Consider the following 20,493-nt stretch of genomic DNA (forward strand, 5'->3'; position numbering starts at 1 on the left):
ACCAGTTCGACCAGCTCGTGCTTGTACTCAGGGCTGTAACGCTTGCGCTTGGACATGGACACTCCTTTGACCCAGTATGGATCTTAGTGAAAGTGTCCGTAGAATCGGGGTAGAACCCGTCATTATCTAAAGCAGCTTGACCCAGTGCCTGCAGGGCTCTGACTTGTTGATCGCTATGCGCTTCCAGATCACCTAGTGGCCGCCTCTACCCAACCTCGTTCCCGTGGGCTCACCAGAGCTACCTTCGACCTGCTGATACTCGCCATCCGGCGAAGATCGGATCTGCTCACCAGTCTCAACAGGTATCGCGTTCCCTTCTGGATCCACAACAATCACAGGCGCGTCACCAGGGCCATCACAAGGACTCGTTTCTCCTTCGGAAGGCTGATCACTTTGGGCCTCCGCGTTCTCATTTAGAAGCGGATTTCCCTTGTATGACGCGTAAGCTGCCGTCGCAATCAGCCCTACCACGTTGACGACCTTCGCCGCGACCGCCATGCAAGCCTGCATTGGATCCAAGGGAATGGCGCATACCGCTACCCGGCCGTCCGGATCAGTTAACTTGTACGGGTTGTTGTTGGCGTACCAGTAACGATTGAAGCTCGCCCCAGTGTTCGAGTCGGTGGTTACTGGATCAACCGACAAGAACCTCCCGATAGCAGGATCTTAATAGCGCTGCTGCATATAGGTCAGCCCCGATGAAGCATCTTGGACGTGCCCGGCATACCCAGAGCCGTCCTCCAACGCCATTATCTGCTGCCCAAAAGGTTCATGCTCGCGCCACTGCACCACAGCGCGAATCGCATCTGATATCGCAACCACGCTGAACAGCGCGTCGGCGTGTATGAAACGCACGTTCGTCTGCGCCTGCGCGGTATATGCGACTCCTTGCGCAAGCGCGATTACGACTACCCACCCCAGGACCCGATCCACATTTCCTCCGAAGGCGACGGGGCCACCAAGTTGGTCGAGTTAGCAACACTGAAGCGGCAACTGCTCGGACTAACCGATACGCTCCTAGCGGCAGCGGGACAAGCGGAGTCCTGATCGGTTCGTTGAACCGTCGTCACGCAAGACATAGCCCGCGTACGCAAACCTTGCGCTTCCCGAACAGTGAACTGGACCTACACGCTGCCGCCAGGCCATCACTCTTCGAAAATATCGGCGCATCCAATGATGAACTGGTAGTTCGATAGTTCTCCGAAGACGGACCAGCCCTTTGCGACCCTCTTGCTCTCAATCGATTGCCGCGCATACCTCTTTACAACATTCTGGACCAGCGGCGCAGCTGAGTGGCTTCCACCAAGCGCTGGGAGCTACACGGCAATATCTGCCTCGCATGTGGCTATGGATCGAACTCGCCATCGAGGTAGGCTTTTCGCAAAACGCGCAGTGTAGAAACCATCAGCAAAATCGCGAACACAACGAAGAGAACCTCAATAAATCCGCGAAATCCGTACCCCATCAGATGGTTTATTAAAGCCACCACATACAGTGTCGCTGACAAAACTAGCCAGAACGTACATCGGAGCGCTGTGAACCTGTCGCCCCCAAGCAGCAAATATGCAACATAGCTAAATGCGTACACCGTGCCACCCAACCAAACGCCATGGATTGCCAGCGCCGGCGGCACAAAAGTCACCAATCCGAACATGCCGTAGGCATAGAATCCTGCGCCTTTCTTGAATTTTTTCTCGGAGACTCTTTCTTTCATCTCAATCGTCTCGATCCTGATTGGCCTCATCACTCGGTGCATTTATCGCGTCAACAACAACGCGCGCTCTCTCAATACCGTCCACTACATCCTCGGCGGAACCTAAGCCTCTCGTAAAGGCACCAGCTCCAAGTAGCGCTACGTCTATAGCAAGGCTCTTCTCTCTTCCCGCGCTAGGCTCGATGCCATACGCCACGGACTTGAGGCCTACCGATACAAATGCGAGCCCAGCGGAGGCGGCCTGTGCTGGGGGCGCAGGGATGGCTTTCAGACCCACGGACAAAACACCCGCGGCATTTCCGAACCAGTCTGCCGTGTCAACCGCATCTTTTCTGTTGACCGTGGTGTAGTCCTCGAGAGAGTCATCGCCCATGTTTCGAACCTTCATACTATTTCGAAACATGATAATGTCCGGTGCCATGTCACGCGGAACCCAACTTCTCTCGCCATTCTTTCCCACCGGGGCAAACACGCAAGTCGGTCCGCAGTTGTTGGGGTAACCAAAATCGTCCACAGCCTGGCGTCCATCTGGATCGGTAAACCGATACGGATTGTTGTTGCCATACCAAAAACGATGGAAGTTCGCGGCAGATACGGGGTCAGCCGTCACCGGATCTACAGACAGAAACATGCCTATCTCCGGTTCATAATAGCGCTGCTGCATGTACGTCAGCCCGGTGCTGGCGTCCATGACGTGACCGGTGTAGCCGATTCCGTCAACGCTGCCATTGATCGGGCCGCCGTAAGGATCGTAGTTGATCCGATTGGTCACCACGCCGGCCGGGTTGCTCTCCGCCACCGGGCTGCCCTGCGCGTCGGTGTGCTGGTATTTCACGACGGTGTTGGCGTTGCTGGGCCAATCGTGGTCGATGCTGGCGACTAGGCTGCCACCAAGATAGACGTTATCGTGGGTCGTCTGGCTGCCCTGGATCTTCGAGTGGAAGAGCGGCTGCCCGCTGCTCGTGTACATCCAAAGGGTCATCGAACCGTCTGACTTGTAGACCATCACTCGGCGGCCATGGCCGTCGTATCGATAGCTCTCGACAGCGCCGGGCCAGGTCACGCCACGCAGGCGGTTGCCCAGGTCGAAGCTGTAGTTGGTGCTGCTGTCCTTGCTGATCCGGTTTCCCTGCGGGTCGTAGGCGAAGCCATGCAGCGGGTTGCCGCTGGTCGTCTTGATGGCCGTGAGGCGGTTGCTGTTGACGTCGTACTCGTAGTTGCCGAATTCCTTCACGCCGGCTAGCTTCCACGAGCGCAGGTTGTCGAGCTGGTCGTAGGTGAAGCGGTGCCAGTGGTCGCCGCCGAACACTACCGAGCCTGCGTCGGTCAGGCGATCCAGGCCGTCGTAGACCATCCAGCGGCTGCGGGTTCCGTCGTTGTGGTCGATCGTGGACAGGACGTTGCCGTTCCTGTCGTAGCCGTACTCGTGGTCCAGCGCGCCGCCGGTGTCCGTGCTGCGGGCCGGCAGCTGCCGCGCGTTCTGGGCCATCGTGTGGACCAGGCCGTTGCCGTAGGTGAACTGCTTGATCGCCCCGTTCGGGTGGTACTGCACGCCGGTGGCGTAGCTGCCGGCCTGGGTCGCCTGGCCCAGCGCGTTGGGTGCGTAGTTGACGACCAGGCCGGTGGGATAGCTCTGCGATGCCAGGTCGCCGTTGGCGTTGTAGGTGTATCCGATCGTCCAGTCGTACCAGCCCAGCTGGCCGGAGGTTTCCGCCTTCATCATCCGGCGCTTGTTGTAGCTGTAGGTGTTGCGAACCGTGATCGACCCGCCGTCGTTGAGCGTGGTGATCGTCGCCGGCAGGCCGTCCGGCGTGTAGGTCCAGGCCTGGTTGCCGTTGCTGTCCGGGAAGCTGAGCGTGACCAGGCGGTTGCGCGCGTCGTACTGGCGCGTTGCGCGGCGGGCAAGCACGTTCGCCGTGGTGCCGTTGGCCTCGCAGGCCTGGCCGGCCGGCAGGCCGGCCGCGCTCCAGGTCAGGTTGCCGGCGGCGTCGTAGCCCATCAGGGTGGCGCCGGTCTCGGGCTCGACGACCCGGCAAAGCTCCTCGTGGTTGTTGTAAGTGTAGTCCCGGTTCACCCCCAGGGTGCCGCCGGTGGGCGAAGCGCTGTTGCTGCGCCGAAGGCGCGTGGGCTTGCCCAGCGCATCGCGGGTGATGTGCGTGAAGGCACCCTCTGGATGGCTGATCTTTAGCGGCCAGTCCGTCGTCGGCTGATCGTAGGTCAAATAATCTGTCGTGGTGGTCTTGTTGAACAGAGGATCGGTGACCTCCGTCTGGAATCCCGGCAGGTAGGCCATCGTCGTCGTGAGCAGACCCTGTTCGCTGTCCTGCGACTTGGCGACCGGCCGCCCCAGCACGTCGTATTCGGTCCACTGGCCGGTGCTGAGCGAGGACGTAGTGCCCGGGTAGGACGCAAACGTCGTGCGGCCCTCGTAGTCGTAGGCGAAGCGCTGGTAGCGGACCGTGGACGTGAAGTCGGCGTTGTCGTGCTCGCGCGTCACCAGCGGCTGCCACATGGCGTCGAAGTAGACGACCTTGATGCGATTGCCTGTGGTGATGGTCTGGCGCCAGTGGCCGGCGGGGATGCCGTACTCGGCGGTGTTGACCTGCTCGAACACCTGGGTCGTGGCGTTCCATGCTACTTGGTCGCCTGTCGGATGCGTGACCGCGGCAATGCGCCCTATGGCATCGTAGCTGTAGCTAGTGGTGAAGCCGTTCTGGTCGGTGACCGAGGTCAGCCAGCCGCGCAGGTCCACCACCGCGGACTGCGAGGTTCCGTCCGCGAAGCCGATCGACTGCGGGATGCCGCGCTTCCACTGCGAGATAACCGTCGTGTTGCCATTGCCGTCGCTACTGGTGGCGATGGTGCCGCGCTGGCCCGAAGCCAGCGACGAGGTGAGATCGTAGCCAACCGTCTGGCGCAGCTTGCCGAAGGACGAGAAGGTCAAGGGCAGGGCGTAGGTCGGGTGATAGGTGCGGGAGGAAACCACTTTGCCATCCACCGTGCGCTGGGCCACCTGGCCCAGTTTCCAGAGCGTGGTGTTGTCGTGGTAGGTGATGGTTTCGGTCTGGGTATAGGTCTGCGCGAGCGCGGCGCAGGGCAGCACCAGGGCCGAGGCCAACGCGGTGAGCAGCGGCCAGATCAGTTCTTTGCGCTTGGTGGTCATGTCGTCAGGTCCTGGCAAGGGTCACGGCTGCGTGCTGGAGCGCACCACCTTGGTGGGTCGGGCCAGGTGATCGAAGCAGTACGCGGTCCCGCTAGGGCCACAGTTGGTGTCGACACGCCAAATGAAGTTGCGGGCCTGCTGAGTGATGGTCCGCGAAACGACCGGGCGCACGAGCGCGCCCATGGGATCTGAGATTCCGCCGAGAACGCTGCCGTACGAGCCATGGAACAGCTGGCTGGTTGCCTCAGGCTCCGAGAGGTACACGCTTGCTTCGGCACTGATCACGGCGCCTGATGCATCAAGGATCTCGGTTCCCAGCGTGCGAGCCTCGTTGAAGCGGTACATCTTTCCGAAGCGATGCCGTCGCTTGGTGCCATCCGGATTGGTAACAACGACGAACTTGTCGACAGTGCAACTGGTGCAAGGATAGACAGGCTGCTGGCTCGGCGTACCCCACAGGAACTCCGACGCATCACCGTAGTCATAGATCCAACTGCTCGCAGAAAGCCCCGGCCCGCTCACCGCCTTACTCATGAGGCTCATGACATCGAAATAGTACGGCGTCAGCAATGCATAGGTCGGCGTGAGAGGTGGGCCGCCCTGCACACACTCAGTGGCGTGAACGCCGCTCCTGTAGTGTCGAAGATTGGTGAAACTAAAGACGCCCGTCGCGCCGCTCGGGTGCTTTGCCTCAAGGGTGAAGTCCTGTTCTATGCCGACCGTCAGCCCTGCGCACCAGGGCGCAGAAAGGCTGTCTGACGTGAGAGGCGTGAGGGGCTTCAAATTTCCGGTATAGGTGTACTCCCACCTGCTGAGGTCCGGCAGGATCACGGCTGCAAGATTCGGGTTGGGGTCTAAGTGGGCGTTCGGGCTGTACTGGTACTGCCAGAGCCTTCCGTCCGCCACTGCCGAAACCAGTCGTCCTTCTGAATAGTTCAGCTGAATCTCGCGGCCATCGTTGGACCAGATCCTGGTCGGATGACCGGCAGCGTTGTACTGGAAATGTACCGTGTTTCCGAACTCGTCTTCCACCTTGCTCGCCAGAAGGTAGTAATGGTTTCGGGGAAGGTAGACCGGCAACTCGGCCTCACCTTCAAACCACTTGCTGGTCTTTATGTAGCCCTTGTCGAGGCGAGACGCGGTCCTGACCACTCCCACGTCGAAGTAGTACCTTGTGCCAGACGTCGTGGTGAGTCGAAATCCGTCGCCGGGGAGACCGCTGCTCATGGGAATACAATCGAGGAAGTCTCGCTCCGTCGTTGTCATTCGGTACGCGGCGCCTGTTGTTGGCGCGGGGGCCGAGCTTGTCACTCCAAGGGCTTTCGTACTGCCGCGTCCTGGGAGATGGATCGAAATACCGTTCCAGTACTCCGCTCTATAGAAGTATCCGGCGCCCGCGGTGGTGCTGGGCACGCTGCCCCCACTGCATCGATTGTCAGGCCAGCCCGAGCTGGCCGCATAGGTAGCAGACATGTGCGGAACGTCCACCTGCCAATTGCCGAGCCCTCGCAGGAGGGTGTCATAGGCTGGCCCGGTACCTTGAGGCTGGATGTCTACGGTGAACTCACGCGCCAGCCGCACCGGCAAACCGTTGTTACCAGGCAGGTCGATATCGACCACTTTGAACGACGTGCTTCCGTTGTAGAGGCTGACGCTTTCGCCGAACAGCCCATTGTCTAGCGGCGAGATGCTTTGGGCCGTCTCGACCCGCTTCTTGTACTCCAAGAAAGGCTCCACACCCTCCGTCTGCGTCCGCACGTCGTCCCCAATTTCGTCGTTATCGCCCGGGAGGCTTTGCGCGGAGGCGTGGCCGGCGCAGACAAGCGCCGCGAGAAGGATCGCGTTTCTCATACATTCCCTTGGGTCGACATACGGCTCTTGAATTCGATCGGGCACGTTACGCAACAACCGAGTAAGTAGTCGGTCGCGCCTAGTCCAATCTTGCCGGTGGCATGTTAGTGATTCGACTGGGAAATTAGTGCGCGCGTTCGCGGACAATTCGCGCCACATTGGCTAATTCCCGCTAACTAGACACACTTATTCGCAGAGAAATAAAGGATCGTCCAATATCGAGGATAGTAAAAGCGGACAAATTCAACGACGACCGCAAAATCAAAGCGAAATCAGGAACCCAAACACCCAGAACACAGCGCTTTTCGCTGGTAAAACGGGATCAAGGCGTCGCGTCCGAGAATAATTCTCACAAGTCTTTTTCCCGAGCGGAAACTGCGTCTGCTGCGGCTCAATCCTACCTTCGCCCGCCATGTCTTTGTTCAACCTGCCCAAGCGCCGACAAAAGATCCGACGCAAGCCGCGGAGGCATCGGTTTGACCTGCCCCCCATTTTCCGGTCCAGGCTGATTTAAGTAGAGTCCGTCCCCAAGAGGAAGACGGACATGAAAAAGCGATACACCGACGAGCAGATCATTGGCTTCCTGAAGCAGGCGGCCGCGGGCACCCCGGTCAAGGAGCTGTGCCGCAAGCACGGCTTCAGCGATGCGTCCTTTTACATCTGGCGCCAGAAGTTCGGCGGGATGGACGTGCCGGACGCCAAGCGCCTGCGGGCGCTGGAGGCGGAGAACGCCAAGCTCAAGAAGCTCCTGGCCGAAGCGATCCTGGACAAGGAAGCCCTGAAGGTCGTTGTGCGGGAAAATCGTAAGCCCGCAGGCCAAACGCGCCGCCGTGGCAGTCATGCGGGCCAAAACCCCGATCTCCGAACGCCGGGCCTGCCAGTTGCTGGGCCTGGCGCGCAGCGTGCTGCACTACGAAACGCAGAAACAGGACGATGGGCTGAAAGCCCGGCTGGTTGAGCTGGCCGGCGAACGGCGCCGGTTTGGCTACCGCCGGCTGCACATCCTGATCGAACGCGAGGGCGTCGAGGTGAACCACAAGCGGATCCACCGGCGGTATCGGGAGGCCGGGTTGGCCGTCCGCCGCCGGCGCAAGCGCGAGCGCGTGGCCGTGGAGCGCCGTCCGCTGGTACTTCCTTCCAGCCCCAACCAGAGCTGGTCCATGGATTTTGTCTTTGATGCGCTGGCAGACGGCAAGCCGCTCAAGTGCCTGACGGTGGTCGACGACTGCACGAAGGAAGCCGTGGAAATCGCGGCGGCCCGGCGAATCAACGGCCAGGGCGTGGCGGACTTGCTGGAAGCGGTCTGCCGCTTCCGCGGCTACCCGGCAGCGATTCGCACCGACCAGGGGCCTGAGTTCACCGGCCGGGCGCTCGACCAGTGGGCGCAAGCCAACGGCGTAAAGCTGGTGCTGATCCAGCCAGGAAAGCCAACGCAGAACGCCTACATCGAGAGCTTCAACGGCAAGTTCCGGGACGAGTGCCTCAACGAGAACTGGTTCACCTCGCTCGAGCACGCTCGGGCGGTTATCGCGGCATGGCGGCGGGACTACAACCAGGTCCGGCCGCACAGCGCGATCGGCAATCTAACGCCAGCAGCATTTGCAGCCACGATCCGGGACCAAGGATTCGCAAAACCCACCCCGAGCGATAACCTCGCCAATCAGGACTCTACGAAATAGCCGCTGGCCCTAAGATTGGGGGCAGGTCAATAGTGCTGAAAGTCGGCAACCCAACAGAATTTGTAGCTTGGTAGCATCCGCACTTACCGTCGCAAAGCATTGTCTGGAGTGGACATGGGAATCTGGCGATTGATTGCGCACCATGATGATCCGTATCGCGCAATTGAAGAGATGAAGGATCGTAGTCGCATTGCAATCGGCTGGACCGCGATTGGAGACCTGCGCCAGCTGGATATCCAAGGACCGTCAGGTATCACAGCGCTAATATCGGATAGTTATCCAGAGCTCGATAACGCTCATTTGGGAGGACCAAGCCTTTGGAATCTCTACCAGAACATGAAACTTGGCGACCTAGTCATTCTCAACGCCAGGAGCAGGCGCGTCTGCGTCCTTGAGGTAACAGGCCCCTATATTTACGAGGAAGGATTGGGACAGGTTTTGGGTTACGCACACCAACGGCCAGCGTGTCTTACTGACTTAAACCCCGACGACCTATGGAATAGATCTGGCTTCAAAGTTTCCCATGGTCAGAATGTGCGCTGGACGCTCGCCGAATGTTCAGAGCCAGCCACGGCCAAGGACGCGATTTACAAAGAAGGGCTGCGATACTCAATTTTATCAACCGCGATTGAGCGCAATCCCGTCGCACGCCCGAAATATATTGATCAGTACGGATGCAGGTGCTTCGTGTGCAGCTTCGATTTCAGAAAGACCTACGGAGAGCTTGGCGACGGATATATTCATGTGCACCACAGGACCGACATATCAAAGAGCGACGGCGTGTATGAGGTGGATCCAATACGTGACCTAGTGCCCCTCTGTCCCAATTGTCATGCAATGATCCATAGACGGAGTACGTCGATTTCCGTTGAAGAGCTGGCAGCGATCTACTCTCTGAAGAATGACTAACCATCACATCAGGCCGACCAATTCTGCTCGGCTTGGGTTAGACGTACTTCGGTATGGTGCAGATTCCGCTGCTGGCCGGAGTCCGATGTCAGCCGCCCCAAGAGGTAGAGGTCGCCGCCGTCCAAGCGGGATCACTAAGCCAACAACATAATCGCCGGTCAGTGCTTGCCAGCGCGAAGGTCAAAGGTGACTAGCGCCCGCTTTTGATTGATCGATATTGGATCTTGTCTTTCTTGGTCTAGACATCAAGGTTTCCCTGCACATCAATGTCGAACTTTGCATCTCTGAGATAGACGACCCCCCCTTCTTCGACCTTCGTTCCGGTAACGCTACAGCCTGCCAACATCAGCTTGGTGGCTGCGGCCAATGTCATGCCTTCAACGATCATCGGCTTGCCCTTGGTGATTTCCACCCTACAAGACGTCTGGCTCTCGATGCCGACGCCTGTCAGCTGGCCAATCACCTGATTTGGGGCTTTCGCCAACTTGGGCAGTGCTTCCAGATCATTCAGGCTCGGCATGGGCACCTCGTCCTCCGCGCCATCGATGAGCCGGCGAATCGTCGCTCGAGCGCCAACCTCTCGAAGGTGCGCCAGATGCCACAACAAGGCGATTCGCGCGTCGGGAATATGCAGGGCGCGATGGCTCAACGGCTCATCTAGTCTGGCGTTCGCCTCAAGTTGACGCCGGTTCTCCAACAAAGTGCTGATCAACACGCTCAGGGCATCTTCACCTTCAAGCAGCGTTCCCTGCGGTTCATCCTTCCAGTACAGGTCCTGCTCGTAGCTACCATCTGTCGAGAACACGCCCCCTGTAAGTGTCGGCCCTGCCCTTTCAGCGGCGAGGCCGCTGACGGCTTTGCCGGTGCTCCGCAGGAGCCCCTCATCGGTGCCTAGTCGACCTCGACTCTCCCGCTCAAGATGCGGGTGATGGACAACGAAGGAGTAGGGCGGTTCAACTGCCGCATCCTGCTCGGTCTGATCGACTTGGTCGCCCGGGACGTGACTGCTATTGGGCTCGGGGCAATCGGTGTTCGGCATGGCAGCTCATCCTTGAGCCAAGACGCCGGCGAAATGCCGACCGGGAAGCTTGGCCGACACCTATTCAATCTCACGAGCACAGAGTTTGGTGGGCCTAACCTCCCCCAAAATGTGGGGGATTAGCTCCAGCGACACCACTGGCGCAACAGTTGACCAGGAAGTGAGCTGATCGTTTCCTTTGCGTGGCCGGGCACTTCGCGTCTTGGCTTCATCGCGAACGCCCGAGAGGCTCGACCGTTCAACACAGCAGCCTCAGATCGCGACAAGCCGCCAATCCCGTTGCAACCCAGACCACGGCCAAGACCCATTCCAGCGCCGGTTCGCTGCCGTAGACACCCTTGCCCCTCTTGGCTAGGTGGTACCCGACATCTCCGGCATCGGTCGATCTGCTTACAAGCTCACATCCGGTCATTTCAGCCAACGCGTGCAGTCGCGCAACAGCCGCCGGTTCAATCAGTGCCACCGATCCCCGAGGCACCTTGATGCGCGCGCAGTTGACCCACTCCTGCGCCAAGACGCCCGCACCCTGGGGCCTGCGGGCCAACCGCGCCATTAGCTCAACGTATACCGGTGTCTTTCTGGGCCTGCAGAGCGCGTCCTCGGACAGCGGCAGCCCGGCACGACGCGTCAGCTCATTGCATCGAGCAGCGATGGCTTTGACGGTCGCCGCGTCCACGTCGACGACGTCTACTACGTCCTCAGGCGGGAAACCCCTGGCCAACGCGTTCATCACGCTCTCCACTGCCCGTAGCGAGAAGCAGGTCAGGACGGATTGGTACGCGGGCGGATCGGGAAGTTCCACATCAGGCCAGTCGGGATCGGGCATGTGCAGTGCCAGAGCCAGTCGCGCTTTCTCGTCCGGCCCGTCGCTTGCGTTTTCAGCATTGCGCCACCGCTGCCAACGCTGGTCCAGCGTGGCTGCGGGCAGTCCTGAGAGCACGGAGGCCGTGCTCCGTTCCGCGGCCGTCTTTACGGACCTTTCCAGGTCCATCCATGCCGCGGGATCCCCCAGGTAGGACGCGATCGGCGTCGCGATGGTCGCGTGCCCGCAGACTTTCAGGACGCGGTAGATATCCCGGGCCTTCGGGCTCTTGTTTCGGCGAACTTCTACGTGGCGGTTCCGGACGCCCCGCTTTCGGAGCCAGTAGGGTCGTCCGCGCGGTTGCCGCGTCCGCCACCGAACCAGCTCACCCAGTCGATCAAGGAAGATCCGCCTGGGGAATCGTTCGCCCACAGGTTCATCAAGCTTCGTGAAGAGCGGTACATCGAGCCAGTCCTCTTCTTGCCAAGCGCGGCGCAGCCCCTGGATCCATCCCACGAACCAAGCCCTATGGTCCTGCCAAACCTCGCCATCGAGCGGAACGAATCCGGCTGAAGTTCGCGTCTTGATCTCTGAGTACTTGCCCGCAGTTCGCAGCTGGATGTAATCCCCGCCCGGGCCCACGTGGATGTCGGCCAGAGTGAGTCCATAGATGGACTGCGGTCGGCTGTTGGATGCCTCGAGCAGCAGGGCTGATCCAAAGGACAGCTCGCGCGCCCGTCGCTCAATGGGGTCGAGACCATGCATCGCCCCCGGCGAGAGGTTCGTCGCCAGCACGCCAAGGATGTCATTGATCTCGACGTCAGGAACGATGGCTGGATCTTGGCCGCGGATGGCCTCCCCCGCGTGCAGGTAGGCCAGATCCCAGTTCGGCGCGGCAATGTCATGCTCATTCTTCACGAACCCAAGGAATCGCTCGACCTCATCGAGGATTTCCGGCTTGTTCTTGTTCCTGGACAGGACGATTGACGCCAAAATTGCATTAGTGATCGTCTCGCCGTCGACCTCCCGAAGGTCGACCGTGGCGGGCACCGCCGCCAGCGACGGGGCGATACAGTAGTAGATCCGGTAGATGGATCGAAGCTTCATTCCGCCTTTCGACTTAGGCCCGCCCGTGACCATCAGGTGCTTCACATAGGCGAGGGTCATTCTCGGCAGGGTTGGTGTCTCGCCTAGCTCTCGAAGTAGCGTCTTCACCTCGGGGAGAAGCTGCTTGATTCGACTCGTGGGCGGCGAGGCCGGCGCGCCTGCAATCTCGCCCTGATACTCAGCGTGGAAACACCTCATCAGCATGCGCACTTTCTGGTCGCCATTGGGCTCCGGGCATTTGCGACGTCGACTGGTCTTTCGTTCTGTTTCGGCGGATGCGTCCGCCGAGCCGTCAGGCTCTCCCTGCCCGGGAATTGAAACGCCATCCTCTGCGCCAGCCGCGCGTTCGGCCCGGACACTGGCGGGCCGGACCACCTGGTTCATGACCAGCCGTTCCGGCCCAGTCAGCTCGGCGGCACCGGCCGTGCGCAGGGTCGCGATCATCCAATCGCGCAGTTCGGTTTCGGAGTTGCCCTTCGGCGCACGCGCGGGCAGGAACTCCCTCAGGAACCGCCCGAGTTCGGCCGATCTCTCGCCGCACACCTTCTCGACCATTTCCGGCCAGTCCGACGCCTGTCGCAGCCGGTGGAGCAATTGCGCTGCCTGGCCAGTGATGGGTATGTGGCCTTCGCCGACTGGAACACGCATCAGCCATCCGTTCGCTTGGCTGTGCTTGGCGTCTTCAAGGCCCAGGGCAATTTGGCGAGCCTCTTTGAGGCTGCGATAGGGCGTATGGGCAAGGATTGCCCAGATGCCGAGATGTGCCTTCCAGGTCGCCCAATCTCTCGGCGCCTCCGTGCCCGATGCTCCTGCCACCAGGGCCGCGCGGAGTTCGTCTGCAACGGCCGAGGCGAGGCCGACGCCGGGGACGAAGGGACTCGGAACCGATTTGAACGAGGGGTGGTGAATCGGGGGTAGATAGGCGAAGCACTGGCCGCGCCTGACAGCCGATAGGAGCGCTACGCTTAGTATCCGCGCCCCCAAGTAGGCGTGGATGGGCTCGTATCTCCTCGCCCGCAGCGGAGCCAGGACAGCCTCGACCATGTCCGGCGTGATGCGTGGTCGCTTGGCGTCCGTATCCTTGAGCCGAAGATGAAGCTCCCCGTGGTCACCTTTGGATAGGTAGGGCACGAGCACGGCAGCGGTTGGCAGAAGCCCCAGACCCCTTATCAGTTCGCGTTGGACGACTGGGGTGGTTTCCCGGCGCCGCTCGTTCAGGGCGCGCTTGAGCTCATGGATTCGCCGCTCGAAGTGCGAACGATGCGCCTGCGCGGCTTGGTTAAAATCTCGTAGTGGAATATCCGCGAGGATGCGGCCTGGGTCCTTGGGCTGGTGACCTGCGAGCCAGCCCACCGACTCCAGCCATCCGTCAATCGGCCCAGCGAGGATCTCGCCCAAGACAACCGGCGGATAGGGCGCCATGTCGGACACGGCGTGGACTTCGCCTTCCATCCAACCCATCTGGAAGTAGCGATGCTCGGGATCCACCTTGGCCAGAATGAGGGCTTGGTCGAGGGCATGGCGATGGAGATTGGGCCTCTCCGCCCATGCCGCGGGCAGTCGAGCCAAGAGCTGGCCGACATCCAGGGCCTCGATCGATGCATCGGGAGCTGGGAGGCTGAAGACAGGCGCCGTTCCTCGAAGGATCTTGCGAGCCAGCTCCCGTGCCGCAACTTCAGTCCGCGAATCCTGTGCGAGCCGACGCAAGTCGCCCACGAAGGACTCGAGGGCTCCGACAAATCTCCAGCCTGTCCCGACCAGGCGGGTAAGCCGCGCAGGATCCGACCGCTTGTCGCGGATCAGCGCCAAGGCCTTGGTCGGCAGGAAGTCGGCTAGGTGGATCTCCCCCAGCGCCAAGAATGGCCGGTGACCTGTCGCCAGCATCAGGTGCAGCGCGAGGCAATCTCGCTGCCGCCGCCAGTCATCCGCGGTCCTCATCAACTTGGGGCGCCCGCGACGCGGCTCGCTGGAAACACCAACCTCTGCCCACGCCGCCTCGAAAGCGTCGCGATGAGGACGGACCCGTGAACCAACCATGTGGGCGCACTCAGCTCGCAGGGCCGGGGTCAGCAGGGCGCCGACATCCCGACCTTTGGGCTTCTCGACATCGTTCGCCTCGGTGGCGGAACTCGGATTCTCAAGCCCCACGTTGGCCAAGGCCGCCTGGTAGGCAAGGTCCTCAGCAGGGAAGGCGCCATAGTAGGTCGGGGCCGGGCTCGCTCCGAACGTGTCCCCGAACGCGATCTGGGCGGCATCTTGGCCGAGCGTCCCGGCGAACTCCGCTGCCAGCCGCATGCGATAAGCCGTGCGAGTGGCAGACCGGGTCGGCTCGAATACATCCAGGGTCCGGCGCACTTCCGTGGCCGCCAACCAGGCCTTGCGGTCCTTTGGCGAGACCTCCTCGGTCAGAAGCAGCCCCGCGTGATGGTGCGAGTCTTTCTTGGCCCTAAGGGCCAGTAGCCGGTGAAGAAGACCAATCGCAATCGGGGATATGGGAAAGAGAATGTCGCCACCCGACGGCTGCCAGAACTGGAGGGCTTCCGATTTGGGTGAATACGCGCCCCTGGGCCTCGACTCCGGGCGCCTCAGGGCACCGACATGGAGGTCGATGATGGGCCCGGCAACGGCTTCGCCAGCGCCAAACGCCGTGGCCTGTGCCTCGACCCTGCTCAGGCCGACCTCAATGCCCAGGAGATGATCGAGCCCCTGTTCCGCCAGCGTCAGGTCGTTGGCATCCAGTCCGGCCTGGATTAGGCCTATCGTGCGTACCCAGGCCTGGCGCGCCACCGGTCGCGGGAGGATATTGTCGGGATCTCTCAGTAACTCCGGGCTGGATCGCCGATGGAGCTCCTTGCCGATGGCAGCCGCAAGTCGGTTCCTTAAGCCGTCGCATTCCCTGGCCTCGTCAACCGCATCCAAGTCCCACGCGGGGACAGGATCCGGCTCGGAGGGATCCGCGAGGAGAGGGTCGGGAGGCTCGGTGCCCGGGCCGTCGAGCGGGCGGGGCCGCGCTTCGTCCTCGTCGGCGGCAATCTCCAGAGGCCTGAGTAACCTCGCGACCGCGGCTGCTAGCCACTTCGTCCAAGCGAGGTCGAACTCTCCGTGCCCGGTGATGACCCCGGGGTCGGGGGAGAGGGTCCGAAGGTATGCGATTCGCTCCTGGAGCGCCTTCAATCCTTCGCAATCGCCGACGGTTTCGAGGAGCTTGTTGCCCTTTCCGTCCGACAGGCCACGAAGCCAGCTGCAGCACGGTCCGAGCTCCTTGTCCGACCAGCCGGTCAAGCGGAGCTCGATCAGGAGCCATGCCAGGGTCCGCTGGAGGGCAATCCCACCGATTGGCGGAAGGCTGAAGAGGGCCGTGGCGAGGGGGTATGCCTCAGTCTTGCCTTTGGTGGCAATGTCGCTCCAGTCCTTTCGACCTGCGGCGAGCACCACCCACTGCGCGCGGTTCCGCGCCACGAACCCGAGGGTCCTGCGGAAAGCCTGGATCCCTTGCGGGGGCCTGTCGGCGAGATGCAAGTAGACGCTTGCCAGCGCCCCTTCCCATCGGCGGTGAAAAACGGATACTGAGCCTAGACAGGCGTCTGCCCAGCGCCGATCCGTGGGTTTCGCAGCCGCTGCCCCGCGGTCGCTCATGCAGGGCTTTTACTCGTCGGGGTTGGCTGGCATGGGCCAGAAAATACCCGAGATTGCTTACGGTCTCAATCGGTTTTATTGGGCGATAGTCGCTTTTAAGTTGAATCTTTTTTGATTTAAAATCCAATGATATCAATGCCTATGGCACCTATTAGCGCCAACTGTCACTGACTGAAATCACACTAAGCATCCGTTAGATTGCGCCTTCCGAAGCCATTGGTCGGGGGTTCGAATCCCTCCAGGCGCGCCAAACCCCCTGTGACAAATCTGGGACAGATCTGGGACAAGACCTGATCGGGCCCCCTGCCCGGATTGAGTAAAGGCGCGCCATGCCCCAGCCCATCCTCCAGATCCGGGTCGAGCTCCAGGAGATCGAGCCGCTGATCTGGCGCCGCCTGCAGGTGCCGGGCGACTACACCTTCTGGGACCTGCACGTCGCCATCCAGAGCGCCTTCGCCTGGACCGACACCCACCTGCACGAGTTCCGGCCCTGGGGGCAGCGTGACGGCACTCCCCGCTTCGGCATGCCGCTGGACGACTTCGACGACAACCCACCCTTGCCCGGCTGGGAGCACCGCGTGGCCGACGTCCTGACCCGCGCCAACCCGCGGCTCGAGTACGAATACGACTTCGGCGACGGCTGGGAGCACACGGTCGTGCTTGAGGAGATCCTCGAGGCGGCGCCCGGCAAGAAGTACCCGCGCTGCACCGCCGGCGAGCGCTCGGCACCGCCCGACGACTGCGGTGGCCCGGGCGGCTACGAGAGCCTGCTCGAAACCCTGGCGGATCCCGAAGACCCGGAGCACAAGTCGTCCCACGTCTGGGCCAGCAGCCAGAAGGGCCAGCGCGGCAAGTTCGACCCCGAGGCCTTCGACGAGCAGCAGGTGAAGTTCGCGAACCCGGCGCCGCGGCTCAAACGACTGCTGGCGTACCTGGCATCCCGGTGTTGACGGCCGGCCCCGGCTATCGGGGGGCCTGCGGCGTCTCCAGAAGCGGAGCCACGACGCCAGCCAGCTCGGCCACAACCTCTGCAAGCCCAGGCGCCTCCAGCCGACCCCTTTCGAGGAAGGCCCGCCATTGCCTTTGCTTGGCGTTGTCCGAGGCGAAAACCTCCGTCAGCCCCACCGGCATGGAACCAGGCATTGGGGTGTCCCGCCGCGCGAACGTGGCGGACACGGCGTTTCGAAGCACCGTCGGATCGAGCCGGCCCTCCCGGGCCAGGCTGAGCAGATCGAAGTAATCCTTCATTCGGCTGTTGGCCATGCCCAGCACGACGATCGCCTCAAGCTTCTCGGCGAAGACGGTTTCGCGCGGATAGATGCGCAGCGAGGGCGCAGGCAGGTCATCGAGCAGGGTCGGCAGCTCGGCGTCCTCGGGCCCAGGCGTCACGGCATCCCCGAACCCGATATCCCACTGGACCAGGCATTCCGCCGTCCCTAGTCGGGCACGCAGGCTCACGCGCAGGCCGTCGTAGCGCGCCGTTTCCCGGATCTCGCTGACGCGCAGGCCCGCGAGGTCGAAGGCCAGGCCGTCGTCGACCTCAAGTTCGCAGAGTTCGCGGACGATGGCTTCGATCCGCGCCGGATCCGCCGCGCCAAAGCCCAGGAAGTCCGCGTCGCGCGTCGGCCTGTGCTCCTGGTCGAACCAGTGCCGGAAAAGCATGGCGCCCTTGAGCAGGAAGTCATCCCGGTGGCGCGAGATCGAGAGCCGATACAGGAGACGCTCGACGGCGTATCGATCGAGCGTGAGCTGGAACTCCTCGCCCGACGTCTTCGCATGGTTCAGCAGCCGCTGGCGGATCGAATCGACGCGGGCTGGCGAGGACGCACTCATGCCACCGATTCCAGATAGGGACGCATCACGTTCGCCATCCGAAGCTGGCTCGCCAGCCGCCAGAGTTCGTCGTTGCTCGCCCGACGCTCGCGGCGCACCTGGGACAGCGCCTCCAGCGCCACGTCTAGGCCAATCCTGTTGCGGAACTTGAAACAATCCACGACGGTCCGTGCGACCCCGGTAACCCGAAGCGGCACGCCGTCGCGGTCATGGGTTTCGATCCCGGCCGAGAGGCCGGCACCCGAATACCGAACGACCCGCAGCGAAGGCCAGTCCAGCCTGGGCGCGTGCCGGCCGGCGGCAATACCCAGCCAGACCGAGTGCGGTGCCTGTGTCGTGAGCCCGTGGAAGCGCAGCGCCGTCAGGAGGCAGAAGAATCCGTCGGGCACGCGGCGCGCGACGATCTGCAGCCCCTCGTCCGCCGACGGCGCCCGACCGGGCAGCGAGTAGACGCCACGCGCCAGCCTGACCAGCTCACCCCGTTGCACCAGGCGCGCGATCTGGGCGCCCTCCAGCCCGGCGGCCCGGAGGTCGCGGGCCCGGGCACTGCCCTGAGCTTCGAGCAGGTGCTTGGCTTTGGCGTGGGGATCCATGCCGAAAGATTGTTCCAATTCGGCAATCAAAGTCAACTATGTGTGCGATTTTGTAACGCTCGCTGTACGCCCCGGGAGGTAGCCTCCACTCCATTGACCGTGCCGCGGAGAGCTTTGGGGCGAGGCGCCAAATGGCCTCAAGCGAACTCCTTGCAGGTCGGGCATGGCGCGTGCAGAAGCCGGCCAGATCGCTTCGAGCGAAAGGAGATGGTCTGTAATCCTTTGCCGTCACTGGGATTTCACGCCTTCCGAAGCCATTGGTCGGGGGTTCAAATCCCTCCAGGCGCGCCAAGACCCCTGTGACCAATCTGTGCCCTGGCTGTGCCAAATTCTTCCTGGCAACCCGGCCGCGTTGAGTAAAGGCCGCCATGCCAACGCAAATCCTCCAGATCCGGATTGAGCTCGAGCGTATCGAGCCGCTGAGTGGGCGTGGCTTTTGGTACCGGCTGGCCTAACCCGGCACAAGGATTGCCGCCCCGGTTGCCGCTCGCTTTGTTGCCCTCACGAACAGGTCCAACGTCCTGCTGACCGTGTGATCGTCGATCCCCCGCGGCATCATCGCTTCCGTCGCGGCAGCGATATGGTCCACATTGCCTGCCAGCTCGTCCAGCATCGCCGCCGGGTTGAAATCCAATCCCAACGCGCGGGCAGAATCCTGCCAATGCCGCAGGCGTATCTCTTTGTGGGCGAAGTGCCTGTTCTTGGTCCCCGGGGGCGCCATCGCCATATGCAGCTTATGGCGATCAAACGTCCCCGCCTTGCCGCCTATCACGGGGTAGGTTGTCATCACATCGTACAAGGGTGCCAAGCGGTAGCCGCCTCCCGGCTCCAGCCGGAGGCTGAAATTCTTGGCATGGCCGTCCGTCGCCGCCAACAGCCAGAACACGATGTTCGCGCGCAAGAAGGTCGCTCGATCCCGCTGGGCGTCACGACTGAATCTCAGCAGCTCGTCGATCCGTTGGATCCCCGGCCCGCCGTCCCGGTGCTCATACTTGGCCGCGCGAGGCGCGCCCAGCGCCTGGCACATGTCCTCTTGCGGCAGGCGAAGCAGGTATCCACCCGGCGCCATGGCGCGATCGAAGCGTTCGACCGCCAGGACCCGCTGGTCCTCGAAGCATGCGATCTGTGTCGGCGCTATTTCAAACCCCAACTGACCCATCAGGACCGAACACAGGTGTTCATTGTCCACTGAATGGTGGAACGGGACAGGTGGATCTCCCACCATGCCCATCGGCAGCTTCAGGATATGGGTTGTCGGTGTGACGCCCAATGGCCGGTTCCAACGGCCATTCCAGAAGGTGAGCGCCGTCTTGGACTGCGCGCCGGCCAACGAGAGGCGCAGTTCGCCGCCAACGCTTGGCGCAAGCGTCGCGCCGCGCAGCACGGCTGCCACGTCTGCATCCGAGAGAGCCTCCATCCGCATCGCGGTGACGGGCTCCGGGACTTCCCCTTGCGGGAGAAGAGTGACCGCGCCGACACAGTCACGGCCATAGTGGGCCAGCAAGTCGAACTCAGATGTGCTGGCGAGACGCGCGTTGTCACGCATCGCCCGACGGAATTCGTCCCGGTCAGGCAGCAGATTCTCGAAGTAGCGGACCACTGCCTCGCCCACCACGGGCCTGCCGGTTGCCGGGATAGACAGCGAGATCGGACGGAACTGGGGCGAGGCCTGCCAGGACGTCGAATAGGTGAACTGATGGGAGCCCGCCGGTGTGATCTGCCACAGCCCTACCTCCTCGCCATTCATCCAGACCATCAGCGCTTTGGCAGGCTTCGCCTTCCTGCCCGGGCGGACCGGCGTCACCATGACGACTCCGGCGTCCGCCTCGGCCGTAGTACGAACTCCATCCCGACCAGGTTCGCGTACTGCAGAACCATCGCCACCGTTACCTTGGATGCCCGCCTCTCGATCTGGCTGACACGGCCCTGGGTGATTCCCAACTGTTTGCCTATCTGGCCCTGGGTCATTCCGGCCTGCTTTCGCGCGGCTGCCAGCAGCGCGCCGATCATGTCGGGCGCCTGCACGAGGTGTTCGATTCTTGGCTGGCTCATGGTATTCGCCTCGCTAATACGAGTCTTATATTAGCCATAAGATATACGCAGATGATATTAGCTTCAACTATTATTTTTGCAGCCGACATGGCTCGGCACAGCAGCCGCGGAACCC

13 protein-coding genes are annotated in these 20,493 nt (G+C 61.9%); 3 read left to right on the forward strand and 10 right to left on the reverse strand.

The features are described 5' to 3' along the window. Positions 1 to 666 precede the first annotated feature (666 nt). The 4 genes from Q0C12_RS08425 to Q0C12_RS08440 form a co-directional block, all read right to left on the reverse strand. Positions 667 to 933, reverse strand: coding sequence for a hypothetical protein (locus Q0C12_RS08425; protein ID WP_290888892.1), 267 nt, complete (start codon positions 931 to 933; stop codon positions 667 to 669). A 412-nt stretch (positions 934 to 1,345) separates the two neighbouring features. Further along, positions 1,346 to 1,714 carry a hypothetical protein gene (locus Q0C12_RS08430; protein WP_290888895.1) on the reverse strand — a complete coding sequence of 123 codons (369 nt, stop codon included), beginning with the start codon at positions 1,712 to 1,714 and terminating at the stop codon, positions 1,346 to 1,348. 1 nt (position 1,715) lies between these two features. Continuing rightward, a complete protein-coding gene (locus tag Q0C12_RS08435; RefSeq protein ID WP_290888899.1) occupies positions 1,716 to 4,877 on the reverse strand; it encodes an RHS repeat-associated core domain-containing protein in 3,162 nt (1,053 codons plus the stop codon). A gap of 21 nt (positions 4,878 to 4,898) precedes the next feature. Further along, positions 4,899 to 6,728, reverse strand: a complete 1,830-nt coding sequence (locus Q0C12_RS08440; RefSeq protein ID WP_290888902.1) for a hypothetical protein — start codon at positions 6,726 to 6,728, stop codon at positions 4,899 to 4,901. A gap of 544 nt (positions 6,729 to 7,272) precedes the next feature. Here Q0C12_RS08440 and Q0C12_RS08445 point away from each other — a divergent pair. Continuing rightward, positions 7,273 to 8,407 (forward strand): IS3 family transposase gene (locus Q0C12_RS08445; RefSeq protein ID WP_290888905.1). Its coding sequence is split into 2 segments (ribosomal slippage): positions 7,273 to 7,517 and positions 7,516 to 8,407, totalling 1,137 coding nucleotides; the frame shifts between segments, so codons are not numbered across the junction. Between the two features lie 114 nt (positions 8,408 to 8,521). Further along, positions 8,522 to 9,316, forward strand: coding sequence for an HNH endonuclease (locus Q0C12_RS08450; protein WP_290888908.1), 795 nt, complete (start codon positions 8,522 to 8,524; stop codon positions 9,314 to 9,316). Between the two features lie 238 nt (positions 9,317 to 9,554). Here the strand turns inward: Q0C12_RS08450 and Q0C12_RS08455 are convergent, their stop codons facing one another. Together Q0C12_RS08455 and Q0C12_RS08460 are read right to left on the reverse strand one after the other, a co-directional pair. After that, complete coding sequence (locus Q0C12_RS08455) at positions 9,555 to 10,355, reverse strand: hypothetical protein (protein ID WP_290888911.1); 801 nt, start codon at positions 10,353 to 10,355, stop codon at positions 9,555 to 9,557. A gap of 238 nt (positions 10,356 to 10,593) precedes the next feature. Continuing rightward, complete coding sequence (locus Q0C12_RS08460) at positions 10,594 to 15,783, reverse strand: hypothetical protein (RefSeq protein ID WP_290888914.1); 5,190 nt, start codon at positions 15,781 to 15,783, stop codon at positions 10,594 to 10,596. Positions 15,784 to 16,229: 446 nt separating this feature from the next. Between Q0C12_RS08460 and Q0C12_RS08465 the strand changes: the two genes are divergently transcribed. Further along, the gene (locus Q0C12_RS08465; protein ID WP_290888917.1) at positions 16,230 to 16,850 is read left to right on the forward strand and encodes a plasmid pRiA4b ORF-3 family protein; all 621 of its coding nucleotides are present in this window, start codon (positions 16,230 to 16,232) and stop codon (positions 16,848 to 16,850) included. 13 nt (positions 16,851 to 16,863) lie between these two features. Here Q0C12_RS08465 and Q0C12_RS08470 read toward each other — a convergent pair whose 3' ends face one another. From Q0C12_RS08470 to Q0C12_RS08485, 4 genes are all read right to left on the reverse strand, one after another. After that, entirely contained in the window at positions 16,864 to 17,733 is an 870-nt protein-coding gene (locus Q0C12_RS08470; RefSeq protein WP_290888919.1) for a nucleotidyl transferase AbiEii/AbiGii toxin family protein, read from the reverse strand. Beyond that, positions 17,730 to 18,326, reverse strand: coding sequence for a type IV toxin-antitoxin system AbiEi family antitoxin domain-containing protein (locus Q0C12_RS08475; protein ID WP_290888922.1), 597 nt, complete (start codon positions 18,324 to 18,326; stop codon positions 17,730 to 17,732). The genes Q0C12_RS08470 and Q0C12_RS08475 overlap by 4 nt, the downstream gene beginning before the upstream one ends. Before the next feature lie 451 nt (positions 18,327 to 18,777). Continuing rightward, a complete protein-coding gene (locus Q0C12_RS08480) occupies positions 18,778 to 20,133 on the reverse strand; it encodes a HipA domain-containing protein (protein WP_290888925.1) in 1,356 nt (451 codons plus the stop codon). Further along, positions 20,127 to 20,378: a helix-turn-helix transcriptional regulator gene (locus Q0C12_RS08485; RefSeq protein WP_290888928.1), complete on the reverse strand. Its 252-nt coding sequence runs from the start codon at positions 20,376 to 20,378 to the stop codon at positions 20,127 to 20,129. Before Q0C12_RS08485 ends, Q0C12_RS08480 begins: the two co-directional genes overlap by 7 nt. Positions 20,379 to 20,493: the final 115 nt, after the last annotated feature.

The sequence above is a fragment of the Arenimonas sp. genome (assembly GCF_022842045.1).
Classification (GTDB): Bacteria; Pseudomonadota; Gammaproteobacteria; order Xanthomonadales; family Xanthomonadaceae; genus Arenimonas.